The sequence below is a fragment of the Methylobacterium sp. CB376 genome, from assembly GCF_029714205.1.
Lineage (GTDB): Bacteria > Pseudomonadota > Alphaproteobacteria > Rhizobiales > Beijerinckiaceae > Methylobacterium.
On sequence record NZ_CP121648.1, the window covers coordinates 2,137,200 to 2,154,107 of the forward strand.

20 protein-coding genes and 2 pseudogenes are annotated in these 16,908 nt (G+C 64.3%); 9 read left to right on the plus strand and 13 right to left on the minus strand.

What is annotated here, in order from left to right; translation table 11 throughout:
* The first annotated feature begins 56 nt into the window (after positions 1 to 56).
* Entirely contained in the window at positions 57 to 257 is a 201-nt protein-coding gene (locus tag QA634_RS09520; protein ID WP_012331768.1) for a hypothetical protein, read from the plus strand.
* Between the two features lie 52 nt (positions 258 to 309).
* Here QA634_RS09520 and QA634_RS09525 read toward each other — a convergent pair whose 3' ends face one another.
* The 5 genes and pseudogenes from QA634_RS09525 to QA634_RS09545 form a co-directional block, all read right to left on the minus strand.
* Complete coding sequence (locus QA634_RS09525; RefSeq protein WP_168169147.1) at positions 310 to 459, minus strand: hypothetical protein; 150 nt, start codon at positions 457 to 459, stop codon at positions 310 to 312.
* Between the two features lie 804 nt (positions 460 to 1,263).
* Positions 1,264 to 1,986 (minus strand): annotated as a pseudogene (locus QA634_RS09530) (IS256 family transposase); the annotation flags it as partial.
* 53 nt (positions 1,987 to 2,039) lie between these two features.
* Positions 2,040 to 2,780, minus strand: a complete 741-nt coding sequence (locus QA634_RS09535; RefSeq protein WP_012331769.1) for an IS6 family transposase — start codon at positions 2,778 to 2,780, stop codon at positions 2,040 to 2,042.
* Positions 2,781 to 2,821: 41 nt separating this feature from the next.
* Positions 2,822 to 3,223, minus strand: coding sequence for an ABC transporter substrate-binding protein (locus tag QA634_RS09540; protein WP_012331770.1), 402 nt, complete (start codon positions 3,221 to 3,223; stop codon positions 2,822 to 2,824).
* Between the two features lie 76 nt (positions 3,224 to 3,299).
* Positions 3,300 to 3,791 carry an AAA family ATPase gene (locus tag QA634_RS09545; RefSeq protein ID WP_012331771.1) on the minus strand — a complete coding sequence of 164 codons (492 nt, stop codon included), beginning with the start codon at positions 3,789 to 3,791 and terminating at the stop codon, positions 3,300 to 3,302.
* A 911-nt stretch (positions 3,792 to 4,702) separates the two neighbouring features.
* Here QA634_RS09545 and QA634_RS09550 point away from each other — a divergent pair.
* Positions 4,703 to 4,921: a hypothetical protein gene (locus QA634_RS09550; RefSeq protein ID WP_150108616.1), complete on the plus strand. Its 219-nt coding sequence runs from the start codon at positions 4,703 to 4,705 to the stop codon at positions 4,919 to 4,921.
* 134 nt (positions 4,922 to 5,055) lie between these two features.
* On the opposite strand, the gene QA634_RS09555 is transcribed toward QA634_RS09550, so the two are convergent.
* Positions 5,056 to 5,241 (minus strand): hypothetical protein, encoded by a 186-nt coding sequence (locus QA634_RS09555; RefSeq protein ID WP_150108617.1) that lies wholly within the window; start codon positions 5,239 to 5,241, stop codon positions 5,056 to 5,058.
* A 1,509-nt stretch (positions 5,242 to 6,750) separates the two neighbouring features.
* Here QA634_RS09555 and QA634_RS09560 point away from each other — a divergent pair.
* The gene (locus QA634_RS09560) at positions 6,751 to 6,939 is read left to right on the plus strand and encodes a hypothetical protein (protein ID WP_150108618.1); all 189 of its coding nucleotides are present in this window, start codon (positions 6,751 to 6,753) and stop codon (positions 6,937 to 6,939) included.
* Positions 6,940 to 7,325: 386 nt separating this feature from the next.
* Positions 7,326 to 8,078 (plus strand): IS6-like element ISMtsp2 family transposase, encoded by a 753-nt coding sequence (locus tag QA634_RS09565; protein WP_012331773.1) that lies wholly within the window; start codon positions 7,326 to 7,328, stop codon positions 8,076 to 8,078.
* A 122-nt stretch (positions 8,079 to 8,200) separates the two neighbouring features.
* Here the strand turns inward: QA634_RS09565 and QA634_RS09570 are convergent, their stop codons facing one another.
* From QA634_RS09570 to QA634_RS09580, 3 genes are all read right to left on the minus strand, one after another.
* Positions 8,201 to 8,617, minus strand: a complete 417-nt coding sequence (locus tag QA634_RS09570) for a hypothetical protein (RefSeq protein ID WP_150108619.1) — start codon at positions 8,615 to 8,617, stop codon at positions 8,201 to 8,203.
* 591 nt (positions 8,618 to 9,208) lie between these two features.
* Positions 9,209 to 9,667, minus strand: coding sequence for a hypothetical protein (locus tag QA634_RS09575; RefSeq protein ID WP_012331774.1), 459 nt, complete (start codon positions 9,665 to 9,667; stop codon positions 9,209 to 9,211).
* A 76-nt stretch (positions 9,668 to 9,743) separates the two neighbouring features.
* The gene (locus tag QA634_RS09580) at positions 9,744 to 9,938 is read right to left on the minus strand and encodes a hypothetical protein (protein ID WP_012331775.1); all 195 of its coding nucleotides are present in this window, start codon (positions 9,936 to 9,938) and stop codon (positions 9,744 to 9,746) included.
* A gap of 127 nt (positions 9,939 to 10,065) precedes the next feature.
* Here QA634_RS09580 and QA634_RS09585 point away from each other — a divergent pair, with 127 nt between their 5' ends.
* Complete coding sequence (locus QA634_RS09585; protein ID WP_012331776.1) at positions 10,066 to 10,536, plus strand: MucR family transcriptional regulator; 471 nt, start codon at positions 10,066 to 10,068, stop codon at positions 10,534 to 10,536.
* A gap of 239 nt (positions 10,537 to 10,775) precedes the next feature.
* Positions 10,776 to 11,207, plus strand: coding sequence for a MucR family transcriptional regulator (locus tag QA634_RS09590; RefSeq protein ID WP_012331777.1), 432 nt, complete (start codon positions 10,776 to 10,778; stop codon positions 11,205 to 11,207).
* On the opposite strand, the gene QA634_RS09595 is transcribed toward QA634_RS09590, so the two are convergent.
* Both QA634_RS09595 and QA634_RS09600 read right to left on the minus strand, forming a co-directional pair.
* A complete protein-coding gene (locus QA634_RS09595; protein WP_012331778.1) occupies positions 11,208 to 11,555 on the minus strand; it encodes a hypothetical protein in 348 nt (115 codons plus the stop codon). It abuts the gene before it with no gap.
* A gap of 78 nt (positions 11,556 to 11,633) precedes the next feature.
* Positions 11,634 to 12,386 (minus strand): annotated as a pseudogene (locus QA634_RS09600) (IS6 family transposase).
* 862 nt (positions 12,387 to 13,248) lie between these two features.
* On the opposite strand from QA634_RS09600, the gene QA634_RS09605 reads away from it, so the two are divergent.
* The 3 genes from QA634_RS09605 (at position 13,249) to QA634_RS09615 (ending at position 14,898) form a co-directional block, all read left to right on the plus strand.
* Positions 13,249 to 13,494 carry a hypothetical protein gene (locus tag QA634_RS09605; protein WP_012331779.1) on the plus strand — a complete coding sequence of 82 codons (246 nt, stop codon included), beginning with the start codon at positions 13,249 to 13,251 and terminating at the stop codon, positions 13,492 to 13,494.
* 783 nt (positions 13,495 to 14,277) lie between these two features.
* The gene (locus QA634_RS09610; RefSeq protein ID WP_050777474.1) at positions 14,278 to 14,514 is read left to right on the plus strand and encodes a hypothetical protein; all 237 of its coding nucleotides are present in this window, start codon (positions 14,278 to 14,280) and stop codon (positions 14,512 to 14,514) included.
* A gap of 135 nt (positions 14,515 to 14,649) precedes the next feature.
* Positions 14,650 to 14,898 (plus strand): hypothetical protein, encoded by a 249-nt coding sequence (locus tag QA634_RS09615; RefSeq protein ID WP_012331781.1) that lies wholly within the window; start codon positions 14,650 to 14,652, stop codon positions 14,896 to 14,898.
* 1,015 nt (positions 14,899 to 15,913) lie between these two features.
* Here the strand turns inward: QA634_RS09615 and QA634_RS35840 are convergent.
* Positions 15,914 to 16,162 (minus strand): PilZ domain-containing protein, encoded by a 249-nt coding sequence (locus QA634_RS35840; RefSeq protein WP_157182194.1) that lies wholly within the window; start codon positions 16,160 to 16,162, stop codon positions 15,914 to 15,916.
* A 482-nt stretch (positions 16,163 to 16,644) separates the two neighbouring features.
* On the minus strand, positions 16,645 to 16,842 hold the full coding sequence (locus QA634_RS09620) for a hypothetical protein (RefSeq protein WP_012331783.1): 198 nt from the start codon (positions 16,840 to 16,842) through the stop codon (positions 16,645 to 16,647).
* Positions 16,843 to 16,908: the final 66 nt, after the last annotated feature.

The window sequence follows — 16,908 nt, forward strand, 5'->3', positions numbered from 1 at the left end:
CAGAAAGCCAGATACGTCTTCTTCATCGCAACAACGTGAGAGATGAGGAGGATGTCATGAACGCCCACGACAGCACCTTCGAGCAGCACGACGACCGCCAGACCGCCGAGTGCGCCACGGACGAGTTGTCCGCTCACGATCTCGACGCGGTGGTCGCCGGAGCCGGGATCGGCACGGTGGCGCCGGAACAGTTCAAGCCGGGAGGCTACGCCGGGCTCAAGGGATTGTGGTGGGAGTGGACGCACCAGCTCTTCTAATGAAAAAGGCCCGGGTCTCCCCGGGCCTTCTCGTATCAGGTGGGAGCGAGGGTCAGGCGGCGGCGTGGGCCGCCTTCAGGGCCGGGACCTTCTTGTAGTGCTGGACGATCCCATAGGTGACCATCACGCCGCCGCGCAGCGAGAGAGCGACCAGGGCTACGCCGCCCGTTGGAGGATGGGCTGTACCTGGACGGCCGACCACGTCCGGCCCCGCGCCGCCGTGACACTCTCCCTGGTCCAGTCGGACCGGGGAAGGCACGGCCTCCACTCACCCTTGCCCTGTGCCGGTCCGCGCAAGCCGCCATGCCCGCGAGGTCCCATGGTGGGCTGTTGCCTTGAGGTGCGGCGGCCGGGCTCGCTGTGCGGGTGGAGCCCGGCCGCTGGCTGCAACGACCGACCGCTGGATCGGGGATGTCAGGCGGTCGCTGCCTTCGCCCTCGCCGGGGAGAGAGGTCGGTCTCGAATAGAAGGGGCGACGGCCCGGGATCTCTGCAAGCGAGAACGAGGTGAACCCGGGTCGCCGCCGTGCCAGCTGGGTGTTCAGCGCGGCAGGCGAAAGGCTGGGTCGGGATGGTTAACAAAGTGCTACCGGCAGCAGAACGCCCGGCGGCTGTCCCCTACCGCCAGGCGTCTGTTCGGCTCAGACCCATGAGACTCACGCAAGTCTGACCAACCCGAGCTCGATTGGCGAGTTCAAGCGTTGCCTTTCCGACTGGCGTTAAATGGCGTCAGATAACGGCCCGGTGCTCTGGGGTCTGTCGCAAACGCGAACGCGCCGTCGTTCACCCGCACGCGCCCGGAGCGCGAGACCGGCCGGAACACGGGCCCTGAGGCGATGCTGGCCGCCCCCAGCCAGTCGGGGCATGTCGCAAAGATTTTTGGCGTAGAAAAGTATGCTCCCAGCATGGACGCACTCCAGTCCGACGGGGCGTATCGGGGGTCGTGTCCCCAGGGGTGGTGTAGCTGCGGCGTGGCGGCCACGGTCACCGGGCGTGGCCGGGGACGATCAAGCTGCCAGGGTGGGCAGGCTGACAAGGGGATCATTGCCGATCGGGGCGATGCTTTCCAGGGTCATGGAGCGGGCGCGCTGGACGGCCCACTCATCGTTCTGCTCGAGCAGGAGCGCGCCGACGAGGCGGGTGATGGCCGCCTCATCGGGGAAGATGCCGACCACCTCGGTGCGCCGCTTGATCTCGCCGTTGAGGCGCTCCAGCGGGTTCGTGGAGTGCAGCTTGACCCGATGCTGGGCGGGAAAGCCCATATAGGCCAGCACGTCGGGCTCAGCGTCGTCCATCAGGGCTGCGAGCTTGGGCACCTTGGGTCGGAGCTGATCGGCCACCCGCCGCCATTGCTGACGGGCTGCCTCGGCGTCGTCCTGGGCGAAGGCGGTGGCGATGAAGGCCGACACGACGCGCCGCCCGCTGCGGCCGGCGTGGGCGAGCACGGTCCTCATGAAGGGGACGCGGCACCGCTGCCAGGTCGCGTTCATCACCTTGGCGACCGACGCCTTGAGGCCCGTGTGGGCGTCCGAGATCACCAGCTTCACGCCGCGCAGGCCGCGGCGCGCCAGCTTGCGCAGGAACCCGGTCCAGAAGGTCTCGGCCTCGGAGGGGCCGACGTCCATGCCGAGCGCTTCCCTGCGGCCGTCGCTGTTCACACCGACCGCCAAGATCACCGCGACAGAGACGATGCGCCCGGCTTGGCGCACCTTCACGGAGGTCGCATCGAGGGCTTGTCGCAAACTCGGCTGCGAGCAGCAGAAGGGCGTCTGCCGCCCCGTTTTCATGCTTTGTTCGCGACGGGAAGTCCGAAGCACTGCGCGAGCAGCTGGTTCTGCTCCCGAACGGTCCATGCCCCTGAGAACCCGAAGCCCTTGCGCAGCCACAGCATCGCCTCGAAGCCCTGGATCGTCCGCCGCGCTGTGTGAAAGGAGCGGAACCCGCCCACCCGCGTGACCCGGAAGTGGTCGCTCTCAATCCCTTGCTGCAAGTGCTTGGTGACGTGGTGGATGGGCGCGCGTGGCAGCAGGCCCTCCTTGCGGCTCTCGGCGATCGCCGGCGGGTAAGGGCCAGCACCATCGGTGCCGATGCGGTCGGGCGCGAGAAGCGGCTGATCCTGTAGCATCTTGCGGAAGAAGCGCTTGGCCGCTTCCAGGTCGGGGTTGGCAGTGAGCAGGAAGTCGACCGCCTCGCCATGCTTGTCGATGGCCCGGTACAGGTAGCGCCACTGACCCCGGACCCGAATGTACGTCTCGTCCACGCGCACCGAGCCGCAGTGCGGCTTGCGGAACCGGCGCAGGCGCCGCTCGATGGTGGACGCGTAGGCGAGCACCCACCGGTTGATGGTGGAGTGGTCGACCTCCATGCCCCTCTCCAGCAGCATCTCCTCGATGTCACGATAGCTGAGGGCGTAGCGCAGGTACCAGGAGACGGCCTGGACGATGAGAGTGGCTTCGAAGTGCCGGCCCGTGAAGTCGCCGCGGGCCTCTCTCTTCAGCGTGAGGGCGAGGGCGTTCACGATCATGGGCCAGCTCCGAGGCGGAGCGGCAAGCTGGGCGGGTATGGCTAACGACCCATGAACGCGAGCCCGTTCGCGTTTGCGACAGGCCCCTCGAAGACGACCGGGATCGTCCCCGTCGCCGCGCGCGCCGCAGGCACCACGGGCGCACCCCCGGGGGCGACCAGGACCGCGATCCCGCTGCCCGCCAGCTCCTTGGCGAGCGCGGGCAGCTGCTCGTAGCGCCCGTCTGCCCAGCGGTAGGCGATCGCGACGTCGCGGCCCTCGACGAACCCGGCGTCGGCGAGCCCCCTGCGAAAGGCCTCGAGCCGGCTGGCAACGCGCTCGGGCGTCTCGGAGCCGAGATACCCGATCATCGGCAGCGTCGGCGACTGCGCCCGCACAGCGCGGGCCATTACGCCGCCGAGCAGGGCGCCGACAGGCCCGATGAGAATGTCGCGTCGTCTCATCGCTCGCTCCTCGACGAGCGCCGGGCATCACGCCGCGTCCGGCGCTGGCTGGTCATCAGCATCCCGTCCGGCCGCGCTACTGGTTGTGCAGAACAACTTCGAATGCCTCGTCGGGGGACGGTGGAACGAAGAAGCTTGTGAAGAGATCATAATCTTCGTCACTGACGATGAACTCGTGCTCTCCACTCTCATTTCTGCGACGCAGGCGGGATTTGCAAATCTCATCTGTAACGTTGAGATAGTGAAGCTGGTGCGCGCATCCCGCGTCCTCGAACAAGGTGCGCATCCATGCTCGACTGCTTGGTGTATTTGCAGGAAAGTCAAGCACAAGTGAGAGCCCGTTACGGAGCAAATCTACCAAATGCGGCGCGATGGCATTCCGCAACCGTGTGGAATTGCGAACATAATCAGCCAAGCTGTTCTGTTCTCCGGGATAAAGGCGGGAAAGCCAGTGATCTTCTCTCACGATCACCGTGCTTGGGCGACGGCCCAATTCCACGACGAGAGTTGATTTTCCAGCCGCGATCTTACCGCACACAAGGTGCAGCGTGGGTTTGTTCAAAGACATGCATTTCGACCTTGAGAGACGCTAAGCGCATGATGTTCACATACGGACGGTCCCGGCCCGACGCATCAGGCCGGGCGGTTAATTCGCCCCATGCTCGCGGTCGCCGCGATGTGAACAAGGAAGGTCATGCCTCGATGATGCCAGCGCGTGCGCTTTCAGTCCAGCGCTCGCGTGTCTGGTTTCATGTTCTGCATGCCTTTGTGTGAGCAGCAAAGTTGGGTCGGATGCGGAACATCCGCTTCGTGGCCAGAGGTCAAGGTCCGGTTGCCACCCTGAGCAGCCGGTTCGTGTGGTACGATTTGGGTGTAGCCCTGCCGGACCAGCCCGGAGCCGGTTCAAAAAGGCGCGCCGACCATTCAAAGCGAACCGTCGATCAGGAGACCATCCGGAGCGAACCGACCGGCCCGCCCGTGTAGGTCAGAGCCGATCTCCGCGCCTCCATGGACGAGCAGGACACCCAGAGCGCTTGTCAGCAACTCGAAGCCTTCGCCGTCGAACGGGGGCACCGTCCGGCATCCGGGTCCCGTTCGGGATGTGGGTCGCCCGCACCGCATCCGCGTAGCGGTTCATCAGGGCGAGCTCGTCGGGCGAGAACAGGGTCTGGGCCGGCGGGAAGCAGCGCCATTCGCGTAAGGCGGGCCTATGGAACGAGAAGAGCCCGCCATGGTGGAAGCCGGACGGTCTGAAGAGGTCAATGTGTGGCCGCATAAGGGCTTGAGGTCCTCAGGCGCCTGGGGCGTGCGGGAGCACAACGAGTTGCTCGCGCACTGCTTCGGATTTTCCATCACGAACAAAGCGTAAAGCGGGGATAGCCGAGCACCTTCTGCCTCCCGAGCCCAAAGGTGCAATCTCGCACAGATTAAGGCCGGGTAAGTCTTATCGTACTCCAATCTCTAATGAGGAATACGGCCATGTCTCGCACCCTCATTACCATCGACCTTCAGCCCTCTGAACTGTCCGATGATGACCTCGAGCATGTCGCGGGCGGTCTGACCCCGGAGGGGCTGGGCAAGATAGCGACCACGGTCATCAAAGCGACGGTTGCGTTCGGCACAGCGGTCGCTGATGGTTTCGCGCTTTCTGGTGGGCCGAAATTCCCAGGTACGTCCAACTGTTCGCACTGTCTGTGAATAGCCTAGCAGCACTATAATAACCGAGGGGTCAATGGGTGTAATACTCATAGCCCCTCTGCCGCGAAGACCGAGAACTGCTTTTTCTAGCCACACTCGTGCAAATAAATTCACACTGTCACTAGAATTGCAAACTAATATCCTGAGATCATACTATTGGAAATTGTGATTTTTAAAAAATCGGCCTGACTATCTACCGATTTTATGTTTGCTGATGTTTTATGAGAAGTTCCACCGGCTGCGATTTCAAGCTCCTCATCTGTAATAGCGTCGATTTCGTTATGATCATTGGCTATAATTTCTGGCTTGTCTGTCGGCATATTAGATCTCCAGATCTGTGAGCCGGATGCCGTCACCTCATCTTGCGACAAGTATCTAGGCCATGAAATTCATAGCATGGCTGACCCAACATATATGTGCTCGACCGCACAATGATCGTGATGCGCACCTCAGCCATTAGTGGTGCCTCTCTAAGGTATGCCTAAACGGACATGCTGCCGCCGCATGGCGAGTGGCGGCCGGGCGACAGAGGGGAGAGAGCACCTGGCTGCCTGCCGCGTCCGCGAGCCGTGCGGTACAGCCCTCAGGCGCGGCACGCGCAGTATGCCGAGGTCCAGTGCACGGTGGATGACGGCCAGGCCACCCCACGGAGGGCCGGCTGCCTGCCGCGCTGCAAGGTGGCGGTCTCCAAGAGCGACGGGCGCAGCATCGCCAACTCAGTGCGCCACGCAAGGGTGGCGGCCGGACCGGTTCCACCTATGCGCCCGGTCGCCTGCCGCGCGACAACCGGCGTGAAGACAGCAGCGCAGCAGGCGCGAGGACGGCGGAGGCGGTGCGGGCACGCGACAGCCGGCGTGAGGCAGTGCCGGGCTCGCCGAGGCGAAGGCATGGCTGCGCTCCGCCCCCCCCCCGCTCCGGTTGGGTCCCTTGGGGGCGGCCCTCGCACGAAGGCAGGGTCGCGCTACGGGGCGAATTACCGGCCCGCTATCGCGAAGGCGAGACAGCCCCCACCCGGGTGACTTCGCCTGACAGGGGTGTCAGCATTTCAGCAATTGGCGCCGTGTTCAAAATAAGGCGATACCGCACATAGATATCTTGTAGACTTGCATCTAGTCGAGTGGCGGGCCTTTCCGGTCCCTTCCGCCTCGATACAGGAGCTGTATGTTCCTGCGTGCAACCTTTTTGGAGGTAGAGCGTGGGTAACAACATGTTCGACGGCTGCCCGGACGACCTTTTTGTTGATCCGGGCGGTGGACATGCGGGTCGGGTGCTGAGTGAACGCGGGGCGGCGGGTCACCTCGGCGTGTCGGACCGCTATCTGCGCAGATGGCGCAGCAGGGGTGAGGGTCCGCCGTACGTCCGGCTAGGCACTCGAGTCGGCTACCGCATCGGGGACCTGAATGCGGCGAGCCTCCGCGCGCGCAAGGCGCACCCAGAACTGGCCCCTCTCGACCTCCCTGCGCACCCGCTCATCCTCGGCATCCGCCAGGGCCAAGGCGCTGCGCCAGCTCCAGGAGCTGCTCGCGGACCTCGCTGACGGACAGCCACGCCGCCCGCTCGCGCATCCTGGGCTTGCTGCCGGTACTCGGCTGCCTTGGCGACGGGGTCTGCATGCGTGTCCCGACGCGATGACGATCCGCGTTCGCGTTAGCGGTCGACTGGTGTGGGAGCACCACCTGCGATGCGCGCAGCCCCTAATTCGGGCGCGCGCTGAGGGTGCGCCTGCACACATATGGCGTGTGAAGGATTGTTTATACTCCCGATTGCTGGATACGGCTCATGATATCGAGCGCAGATCAGCATCCATGCGCAAAACTATAGGTGCGCACATGAGTGAGAAAAAAGAACCCACACACCACGATCTTGATCGTCAAGGCTCTGAAATGGCCTGCGAACTCAAGGACCGTGATCTCAACGATTGTGAGCTTGATAATGTTGTCGGCGGATTAAGTAGTTCAGTTAGTGAGGTGATGAAAAATTTCGGGAGTGCCCTGCAGACCGCCGGACGAGGTGGTTAAAGTTTCCGGGAATGCCCTGCAGACCGCCGCACGCAGATCATATTGGAACTGATCGCGATGCTCGCCGGTGTTGCCGGTGCCCTAACGCTCGTCGTTGCCGCTCATCCGCGCGCAGAGCGCCTCTGGATCCGTCGGCTACGGTGACGAGCGGGCAGCTGTCGAATCTCGTAAGCCGATCCGGTCGATACCCCCTGCCGTCTCAGCAGCCCTTGCGACGGTTCCGCTGGCCTCTGCCTCACAGGCCTAGCTCTCTCCCGAGCCGTGCGAGAGCAGCTTCGAGAGGGCTGTCTGCTCCACCGGGGCCTGTCGCAAACACGAACGGGCCCGCGTTCACGGGTCGTTAGCCATAGCCGCCCAGCTTGCCGCCTCCGCCTCGGAGCCGGCCCATGATCCTCAACGCCGTCGCCCTCAAGCTGAAGCGACAGGCCCGCGGCGACTTCCGGGGCCGGCACTTCGAAGCCACCCTGATCGTCCAAGCCGTCTCCTGGTCCCTGCGCTACGCCCTCAGCTACCGCGACATCGAGGAGATGCTGCTGGAGCGGGGCATGGAGGTGGATCACTCCACCATCAATCGCTGGGTGCTGTCCTACGCGCCCGCCATCGAACGGCGACTTCGCCGCTTCCGCAAGCCGCATTGCGGGACCGTGCGCGTGGACGAGACCTACATCAAGGTGCGGGGTCAGTGGCGCTACCTCTACCGGGCCATCGACAAGCACGGGCAGGCGATCGACTTCCTGCTCACCGCCAATCGCGACCTGGAGGCCGCCAAGCGCTTCTTCCGCAAGATGCTGCAGGATCAGCCACTGCTTGCCCCTGACCGCATCGGCACGGACGGCGCTGGCCCGTACCCGCCGGCGATCGCGGAGAGCCGCAAGGAGGGCCTGCTGCCACGGGCACCGACCCACCATGTCACCAAGCACCTGCAGCAGGGGATCGAGAGCGACCACTTCCGGGTCAAGCGGCCGATGCCGCGGGTGGGCGGCTTCCGTTCGTTCCACACGGCCCGCCGCACGATCTGCGGCTTTGAGGCGATGCTGTGGCTGCGCAAGGGCTTCGGCTTTGCCGGCGCGTGGACCGTGCGCGAGCAGAACCAGCTCCTCGCCTGCTGCTTTGGTCTTCTCGTCGCGAACAAAGTGTGAAAGCGGGGCGGTAGACGCCCTTCTGCGCCTCACAGCCGGGTTTGCGACACGCCCGCGCGGATCAGGCCGCTACGGGATGCCGCTCGAACTCTGATTGACCTGCTTCGGCGCGCCCGTCACCCTCAGATAGGCGAGTCAGTATGGGTATTGTCGTGAATATGCTGAATTGCACCGTCTGTTCTCACGAGTATGTTGATATTTGAACCACTATCACCATAGTTTAGTATACTATGCTGCTGTGTTATTATCCCTAAAGCGTCGCTATAGAGAACTGATGTATTTTGATGATAGTGATTTGCGTTGCTTACTATATTTCCCGTCGCCTCTGTTGTAAATAACAAGGCGTAAGTCGTATAATCGTACTGCGTAACAGAGTGATCATTTCCATGATTGTTATGAACACCGCCGTCTAAGATATTTGTGTCGTACTGAAAATCCTCAAACTGTGTTTGTGTATTCACAATCTCATTGTTGAATTCCGTGACATCTGTACGTGTGCCGCCATTCGGGCCGGGCGTGACCACAACCGTTTTCGCCATGTTAGCCTCCTGGACGTCGATAGATCAGCGGCTGTTTTCACAATAAAACTTGCAGAAAAAGTATCATTATTCATTATCTCAATCGAGGAGTTCATATGCACCTCAGTATAATCGCAGGGTGCCAGATAAAAATAACCTATGATAATATCCTAGATGAACGGCAGAGGAGCTCATTTTGTCGGCGGATACGCCCCGCGGAGGCGCGCGGCGCCCCCTGCCCGCCCGCAGGCGGACCGGCAGCGATGATCAGGATCTCGCGCCATGGCCGCCGGATCGCCGGCGTGCGGTAGCCCCGCGCATCGCATGTCAGTGAACAACCCGATCAGCTGCAATGGTCAATACCCAATCAGCCAGGCCGTTCTGAGGTCCGCTGTCCACCGAGGCCGTGTGAAAACTCAGGCGCGCTCCGAAATCGGAGAATAATCTTCTACACAGCCGTTATCCGAGCATCCTGGATGGCGGCCGAGATGCCAACTGGGTGCCTATTCCGGCGCTGCCCAGGGTTATCGAGGGAAGATCCTCCTGCCGCCTTTGCGTTTTCACACAGCCTCCACCCATAGCGACCCTGCCCCGGAACCGGACCTACGATGCCTAGACCAGCCCCGCCTTGATCGCGTCACCGATCCGGCTCGCCGCGGCGCGGCCGGGAGGACCGTTCTTGAGGTCGTTCACGACCTCGTCGTCGCGCAGGCGCGAGTAGCCGCCCGCTGTCGACTTGACCCACTCGACCCGCTCGGACATCGGGACGCCCGTCGCGCCCTCGAACGGGGTGGTCGCGGCGTTGAACTTCGCGAGGGCCCAGCGCTCGGTCGTGTGTAGCTCGTGCGGGGCGTGCTGGAGCCGCGCGTTGAAGCCGGCGTAGCCGCGTATCGAAGCCAGACGGTCCCGAGATAGACACTGCGCGATCCCGAACGCCCCCGAGCGCGGGTTCACCGAGGTCGGGCCGCCGCGGGCCTCCACGGCCGACCAGCGCGCCACCAGGGCCTTCGCGCCCAGCTCCGAGGCGCCGCCCTTCGCAAGCACGTCGACCGCGTGTTGCTGCCGCTCCACCGTCCACCAGCTGCCGATGCCTGCGTTGCTCCGGAGCCGCGTGAGAGCGCCGTCGAGGGTAGGCGCGGAGCCGCCGCTACCTCCGCCCCCCGCCGGCCTCCGGAACGCCGCCGACCTTATCGACGGCCCGGCCGACCTCGGTCCATTCCTCGCGGAACGACACGACGCTGTCGTCCTTGGCGACGCGCTGAAGGGCGCCCTGAAGCTTCGCCAGCGGCGCCGAGAACTGATCGTCGACGCTAATCCTGAAACGTAAGCTCTCGTCTGTCATCGTCTAATTACCTATGTGAAGACTGGGGCAGCATCTTAGACTAACGTCTTGCGTATGTGCTTGCGCACATTGTCGATTTTGCTATATAGAACCATTCTAGCATGGCAGGGCAAAACGGAGTAAAGAAATGGAAAGAGGTCAACATAATAACGCTAACGTCAATGCCAATCTTGCCGATACTGAGGCCGCAGGATCTATAAGCTTAGTTGCTGGTATTGTAGCCGCTTACGTGTCCAACAACTCGGTTCGGCCAGACGACCTGCCGAGCCTGATCGCTGCTGTAGGTGCCACTCTCGGCGATCTCGGAAAGCCCGCCGCGCCTCCGGTCGAGGAGAAGCCGAAGGCCACCCCGACCCAGATCCGCAAATCGATCACGCCGGACGCTCTGATCAGCTTCATCGATGCAAAGCCGTACAAGTCCATGAAGCGGCATCTCACCAAGAACGGTCTGACGCCTGACGAGTATCGGCAGATGTACGGCTTGCCGAGGGACTACCCCATGGTGGCGCCAAACTACGCGGCCCAGCGCTCCGAACTTGCCAAGAGCATGGGCCTCGGGGCCATCCGTCGAGGGGGCGCGAGGGGTACGCCCAAGTAGTTCGTGCACCTCATACGCCCGCCCCTCCCGCTCACGCGAGCACGGGAGGAGGCGGGCGGCCGAGTGCTGGCCGCCCGCCTCTCCCCATACCAAAACAAGTCCAAAGATGGGCACAGAACATAGCGGCTACATACCGTAATCGTGCGGCAAAGACTGTCAGTGCCGCTTGACTTTGCCAGCTTGATTGCCGATCTAGCGCGGCTTCAAATCGTTCGAAGCTTCAACAAAGATGGCAAAAGATGGCCGAGATGCGAGAAAACGCTTCCGAGACTGACGCGATCGAACTGACCGCCGCGATCATCGCCGCGTACGTGTCGAAGAACGCGACCCCGATGGGCGACCTGCCGGGGGTGATCGCCTCGGTGCACGACGCGCTAATCCAGCTCTCCAAGCCGTCGGCCGCCGAGCCCGCACCCCTCGTCCCGCCCGTGCCGATCAAGAGGACGGTCACGCCGGACTTCATCATCAGCCTTGAGGACGGTCGGCAGTACAAGTCGCTGAAGCGGCACCTCAGGACGCGCGGCCTCACGCCCGAGCAGTACCGGCAGAAGTGGGGCCTGCCGCCCGACTACCCGATGGTGGCGGCGAACTACGCCGCGCAGCGCTCCGAGCTTGCCAAGAGCATCGGCCTCGGCCAGTCCCGCCGCGCCGCGGGCCAGAAGGGCAAGTAGCTACTCGTCGGGGTCGCGGTCCGCCTCCGCGTCTGCCGACCGGATCGGCGACGTCACCGCGACCTCGATCCCGTCCAACTCGATCAAAATGTCTATCAACTCGCCGCGGATCAGGGTGGCGACCTCGGCCGCGGTCCTCATCGTGACGACCCGCGGCGCCGTTTTGGCGGGCAGGGCGAGCAGCCGGGATCGCATCGCGCCGACCGCCGCGCCCCAGGTCGCCTCGATGTCGTCGGCGGGCACCAACTCGCCGCGGAGCTGCGCCAGCTCCAGCCCGGCGAGGTCGGCCCGCGCCGCGGTCAGCCGCGCCCTCTCGGTCACGTAGTCGTCCGCGGCCGGCTCGTCCACGGCAGCCCGCTTCGTGAGCCAGCGGGGCGTGTCGCAAACTCGGGTTCAGGCCGCAGAAGGACCTCTGCCGCCCCGCTTTCATGCTTTGTTCGCAACGGGAAGGCCGAAGCAGGTGGCCAGCAGGTGGTTCTGCTCCCGCACGGTCCACGCGCCCGCGAACCCGGAGCCCTTGCGCAGCCACAGCATCGCCTCGAAGCCCTGGATCGTGCGCCGGGCCGTGTGGAAGGAGCGGAACCCGCCCACCCGCGGCATCGCCCGCTTCACCCGGAAGTGGTCGCTCTCGATCCCCTGCTGCAGGTGCTTGCTGACGTGGTGGGTCGGAGCGCGCGGCAGCAGGCCCTCCTTGCGGCTCTCGGCGATCGCCGGCGGGTAGGGGCCGGCGCCGTCCGTGCCGATCCGGTCGGGCGCGAGAAGCGGCTGATCCTGCAGCATCTTGCGGAAGAAGCGCTTGGCGGCCTCCAGGTCGCGGTTGGCGGTGAGCAGGAAGTCGACCGCCTCGCCATGCTTGTCGATGGCCCGGTACAGGTAGCGCCATTGGCCGCGTACCTTGATGTACGTTTCATCCACGCGCACGGTCCCGCAATGCGGCTTGGGGAGCGGCGAAGTCGCCGCTCGTTGGCGGGCGCGTAGGACAGCACCCAGCGGTTGATGGTGGAGTGGTCGACCGTGAGACCCCTCTCCAGGAGCATCTCCTCGATGTCGCCGTAGCTCAGCGCGTAGCGCAGGGACCAGGAGACAGCCTGCACACTTCAGCGTGGCTTCGAAATGCCGGCCCCGGAAGTCGCCGCGGGCCTGCCGCTTCAGCTTGAGGGCGAAGGTGTTGAGGATCATGGGCCGGCTCCGGAGCGGAGGCGGCAAGCTCGGCGGGCATGGCTAACGGCCCGTGAACGCGGGGCCCCATCGCGTTTGCGACAGGCCCACGAATAGTCAGGCGGCGCCCCGGCCCATGTGGCTCTTCGCGTTCGGCCAAGCGGACGCTCGCGATCCGTCGCATGACGGCTACGCATGAGCTTCCGGCCCTGCCGCGCCCGGCTTCCGCGAATCCTGACCCGAACCTCTAGGTAGCGGTGGCGGGTCTGCGACCTGCCTCCCGGCAGCCTCACCCGGGTTCCGCGGCCCTGGATTCACAGATCTATCCCTCTCAGTAGGCGTGCCCTGCGCAGATCTGCACCCTCCCCCCACGGGCGAGGTGGCGGGTCTGCGGGGCGTGTCGCAAACGTTCAACAGCCGAAAAGATCTTCTCCGAACAGCGCGTTACAATGCCTGCTCACCCCCCTTCGACGAGGTCGGCGAAGCGGTTTGACGGGCCTGATATCGCCCCATCGGACCGGAGTGCGCCCGTGCCGGGAGCATGATTTTCTACGCCAAACATCTTTGCGACACGCCCGGTCAGGCTGCCGGGAGGCAGGGTCGCAGGCCCGCCGGCGCCACCTAGAGATGCAGCAGCGCCATCGCGGGAGCGGGGCGCGGCAGGGCTGGAAGCTCATGCGTGCGCGTCATGCGACGGGCCGCGAGCGTCCGCTTGGCCGAACATAGTGGGTCACGCCCGGCAGCATGCCGCCGACCGATCGTTAACCATTTCGCCGGGCGGACCCTGGCTCGTCCTTGGAGGCGGCGCTGGAGCCGCCGCGAAGGGGCATCGGTGCCTGAAATTTCCTGGCCTTCGTGCCGGGGCACCCCGTAGGAGGGCGGGATGACCTACACTCTCGTCCCTCTGGCTCCCGGCTCCTACGACGTCCTGCTCGACGGTGAGATCATCGCGAGCCTCGTTCGAGATGTGCAGCCGCACCGCCGCTCACGTGACTGGCACATCGAGTTGCTGACGTGGTCGCCGGGCGTGACACCGCCGGTGCCGTTCCTCAACCCGGTCCACACCTTTCCAAGCTTCCCGGCCGCGCTGGAGTGGCTCGGCGTTCCCAACACTGGATGGGTGAACTGATGCGGTAGGCGGACATTGTTGCACCGCAATATGAGTGCATCGTACAATGCATGAACAGTAAGCTGAGCAATGGGCCCGAAGGAGTGGCCTCGAACCGAAGCCGTTGTCTGGCGGTCACCTGCAAGCGTTGTGGCGCACTGCCGGCCAGCCAGGAGGAACGCGAGCACGTCTACCAGGACCTCTTCTGCCACGCTTGTAGCAAGCAGCAGGAGGTGGACGTGGATGACTAAACCCGCATTTCGCCTGTGGAACCCTGGATCTCAGCAAGCCCATGCGGCGGGACGAGCACTCTGGGCTTCGTGGCGCTCCAGGCCGGCCTTGTCAGGGGGGGCGGGGATGTCCGCCGCACCCCAGATCCGAGGTTAAGGGCAGGGCGGGCGTTCCATGAGGGATCGGGCAAGGCTCGACGTCAGCCGGATCAGGCACGTAGGCGCACACGCGCAGTGGTGGCTTGAGGAAGCGTCTGGCGGGCAGAATTCTGAACATGTACCGGACGCATGCCAGCTAAGTAGATCGACGTAGCTGGTGCACACGTTCGGAAATGAGGAGCCCTGGCGACGAGCGCCTTAAAGCTCAAATCCGCACCGCGGTTGGCCTTCCGAATAGCTAAGTTGCCATAAACATGGGCAAAAATCACATTCTGCCTGTGGCATTCCTGCACATATGAACGATAGTACTTAAAATATTTAGCCATGCACCATATTTCTTGCTCAAATAACCTATTGTGCAATGCAGCAATCGGTGCTCATCTGGCGCGAGAGATTTCAAAATTCGGAGGTTCCGATGCGCACCACGCTCTGCGTGTGCATGTTCGCCATCACTGCCGCTGCCGCCCCCGTCCGCGCTGGCGACACAAGTATGACGGTCTCCCCACCTCTCTTCCGTGAGATGGCGCGCGAAACCGCCAAGGTGCGGCCTTCGTCCGAATTGAGTGTTTCCCCGCAGCCTGTCGCCGCCTCGCGCCAGCCCCAGCTCGGTGCCGCGCCTGAGGCGCCGGCCCGTACGGGTTCGATCGACTAGCGAACGAGAACGGCTCGACGCGTCCGGCGCCAGAGACCCCACGCGCGGGCCGGGCTGCTCCGTGTCCCGTTGGCCAGCCCACGCTTCTCCTCCCGCACAAGGAACACCAATTTGCCAGCTTCGAACTTCGGCCCCGTGTGGAAGCTCGGCGTCAACCTGATGATGCTCGGCGTTGAGGCTCAGACAGTGATCAGTCTGCGCCTCGCCAAGATCGCGCTGGGCGGACCCGCCGCGGTAACGGAAGGGCAGCTCATGGTGAGCGAGAAACTGCTGGCGGCTATTGAAGCCGCGATGCAACTCGCGACCGGCAAGTCGCCCGGCCACGTCGTGAGCGGATACCGCCGGAAGGTCCGTGCGAATACGCGTCGGTTGCGCAGGGGGTGAGAAGCAACACGTCGGCTCTCGCCATGGTGGCCGGCCACACTGCGCCTGATCCCGCTCAGAACCCCGGCAGAGCCCCGAACGCCCGGATGAAGTCCGCTGGCCGCCCCCGCGCCCGCTGTAAGGGCCGGGGAAGGCGCCTGCAGCGGCGGCAGCACCCTCGGCGCTCCGCCCCTGAACGACTGCGAGGCCCGCAGCGCGTCGACGCCATCATCCAGCACCCGCTGTGGTCCATGCGCAGCTGCGGGCCCGGCCTGGACGGCTCTGGGGCTCAGGCGGGGGCGTGTACGGCGTTCCGGTGGCCGGCGGGGCGGGGAGGTAGCGGCGGCTCCGCGCCCACCCTGCGTGGTGCTCTCCCGCGGCTCCGGGGCAACGCGGGCATCGGCGGCTGGTGGACCGCGGAGCGGCAGCAGCACGCGGTCGACGTTCTGGTGAAGGGGGCGGCTCTCGGAGCTGGGCGCGAAGGCCCTGGTGGCGCGCTGGTCGGCCGTGGAGGCCCGCGGCGGCCTGACCTCGGTGAACCCGCGCTCGGGGGCGTTCGGGATCGCGCAGTGGCTGTCTCGGGACCGTCTGGCTCCGATCTGCGGCAACACCGACTTCGACGCGCAGCTCTGGCACGCCCTGCGCAAGCTGCACACGACCGAGCGCCGGGCGCTCGCGAAGCTCAACTCCGCCAAGACCCCGCTCGAGGCCACGACCGGGGCTTCGAGGTCCGAGCGGGCGGAGGACTACAACGCGCGCATGGGCGTCGACCTATTCACCGGCCGAACCGCCGCGGCGATGGCGGGGCCGAAGGTTGGCCCTGGGGGCGAGCCGGCGCTGGTCGCGATCGGTGGCGACGTGCTATGGTCTGGTGCGCTCCCTGGTGCAGCAGATCGAGGGCGAGATCGACATCCGCAGCGACGCTGGCGTGACCGTAACGATCTCATTCCCGGACCTGCCGCCGCAGGGGACTGCAAGTTAGGGCCTGCTGGCCGGAGCGGATGCCCCCGTTGCAGTGGCGGTCGAGCCACAGGTCCTATGTCAGGAATGCCACGCCTAACTGGCCTGGAGCCCGCCAAACGACGCTGCAACGGACCCTGATCGGACGCGGGCCGAACATGAGGTCCAGGTCGTCTGGGAACTCCGCCTCAGGCGGCACGAGCAACCGTGCCCCGCCAGGTGAGATCTCGCGGAGACCACATAGGGAAATCCCAACAGAGTCAACCGTTGAGATGGTTCCAAATTCAGGACCGAACAGCCCCGCATCGGAATTCAGGTCGGGCACAATCAATCCTAGGAGCTCGAGATTAAGCCCTCACGCTCACAGTCGCACAGCGCAGAAGGTTTGGATACAGCTCAGTTTCTAGGGTGAATCTTCAAATGGCCAAGGCCGTCCCACAACGACACGTTTGTGCAAATCACCAGCGATTGGCTCTAACGACTCCAGGAACATTCTGGCTCTATGCGGCGGGTAGGCGCTCGTGGCCGTCCGGCGCGGCTTGAACCCCGCACCGGAGGAAATGCGGGCTGCCCCCGTAACGAGTTCTTGGCCCTGGCCGTTTCTCCTCCAATCGTCCAATCAAACATACGCAATGGGGAGGCGGGCCTGGATCGATAAGGACAGTTCAGGTGGGGGTTGGTGCGGCCTTCCCATGCCGTCAGCCGGCGATCCAACATCCAGGTTCCAGACAAACGATACTCATGAGTGGAGGCCGGGCCGGATGAACAGCCGTGCTTGGTCGCCGCGTTCCGGTTGAGAACGCATGCTCAAAGAGCCGGAGCGATCTCGCTCTCCCGAACCGCACGCTCACCCATGCGGGAGCGAATGCGGTAAGTCGCTTCCCCAGTGCGATCCTCCGGCATCAGCCGCACGATCTCGAAGACCTCGCCGCTGCTCACGAGCTTGTCGGAGAATCCGGCCGGACGCATCTTCACGTTCTGATGAAGCTTGAGTTTGTGCGACATTGATTATTCCTGATGTTGGCGGACGACGTGTCGTTCTCAAGCACGCTGCGGCGTTGGCGAAGCTCG

Excerpts from the sequence above, each read along its gene's own strand:
- QA634_RS09520 (WP_012331768.1), top strand. The coding sequence starts at position 57 with ATGAACGCCCACGACAGCACCTTCGAGCAGCACGACGACCGCCAGACC.
- QA634_RS09535 (WP_012331769.1), bottom strand. The coding sequence starts at position 2,780 with ATGATCGTGAACGCCCTCGCCCTCACGCTGAAGAGAGAGGCCCGCGGC.
- QA634_RS09540 (WP_012331770.1), bottom strand. The coding sequence starts at position 3,223 with ATGAGACGACGCGACATTCTCATCGGGCCTGTCGGCGCCCTGCTCGGC.
- QA634_RS09545 (WP_012331771.1), bottom strand. The coding sequence starts at position 3,791 with ATGTCTTTGAACAAACCCACGCTGCACCTTGTGTGCGGTAAGATCGCG.
- QA634_RS09550 (WP_150108616.1), top strand. The coding sequence starts at position 4,703 with ATGTCTCGCACCCTCATTACCATCGACCTTCAGCCCTCTGAACTGTCC.
- QA634_RS09555 (WP_150108617.1), bottom strand. The coding sequence starts at position 5,241 with ATGCCGACAGACAAGCCAGAAATTATAGCCAATGATCATAACGAAATC.
- QA634_RS09560 (WP_150108618.1), top strand. The coding sequence starts at position 6,751 with ATGAGTGAGAAAAAAGAACCCACACACCACGATCTTGATCGTCAAGGC.
- QA634_RS09565 (WP_012331773.1), top strand. The coding sequence starts at position 7,326 with ATGATCCTCAACGCCGTCGCCCTCAAGCTGAAGCGACAGGCCCGCGGC.
- QA634_RS09570 (WP_150108619.1), bottom strand. The coding sequence starts at position 8,617 with ATGGCGAAAACGGTTGTGGTCACGCCCGGCCCGAATGGCGGCACACGT.
- QA634_RS09580 (WP_012331775.1), bottom strand. The coding sequence starts at position 9,938 with ATGACAGACGAGAGCTTACGTTTCAGGATTAGCGTCGACGATCAGTTC.
- QA634_RS09585 (WP_012331776.1), top strand. The coding sequence starts at position 10,066 with ATGGAAAGAGGTCAACATAATAACGCTAACGTCAATGCCAATCTTGCC.
- QA634_RS09590 (WP_012331777.1), top strand. The coding sequence starts at position 10,776 with ATGGCCGAGATGCGAGAAAACGCTTCCGAGACTGACGCGATCGAACTG.
- QA634_RS09605 (WP_012331779.1), top strand. The coding sequence starts at position 13,249 with ATGACCTACACTCTCGTCCCTCTGGCTCCCGGCTCCTACGACGTCCTG.
- QA634_RS09610 (WP_050777474.1), top strand. The coding sequence starts at position 14,278 with ATGCGCACCACGCTCTGCGTGTGCATGTTCGCCATCACTGCCGCTGCC.
- QA634_RS09620 (WP_012331783.1), bottom strand. The coding sequence starts at position 16,842 with ATGTCGCACAAACTCAAGCTTCATCAGAACGTGAAGATGCGTCCGGCC.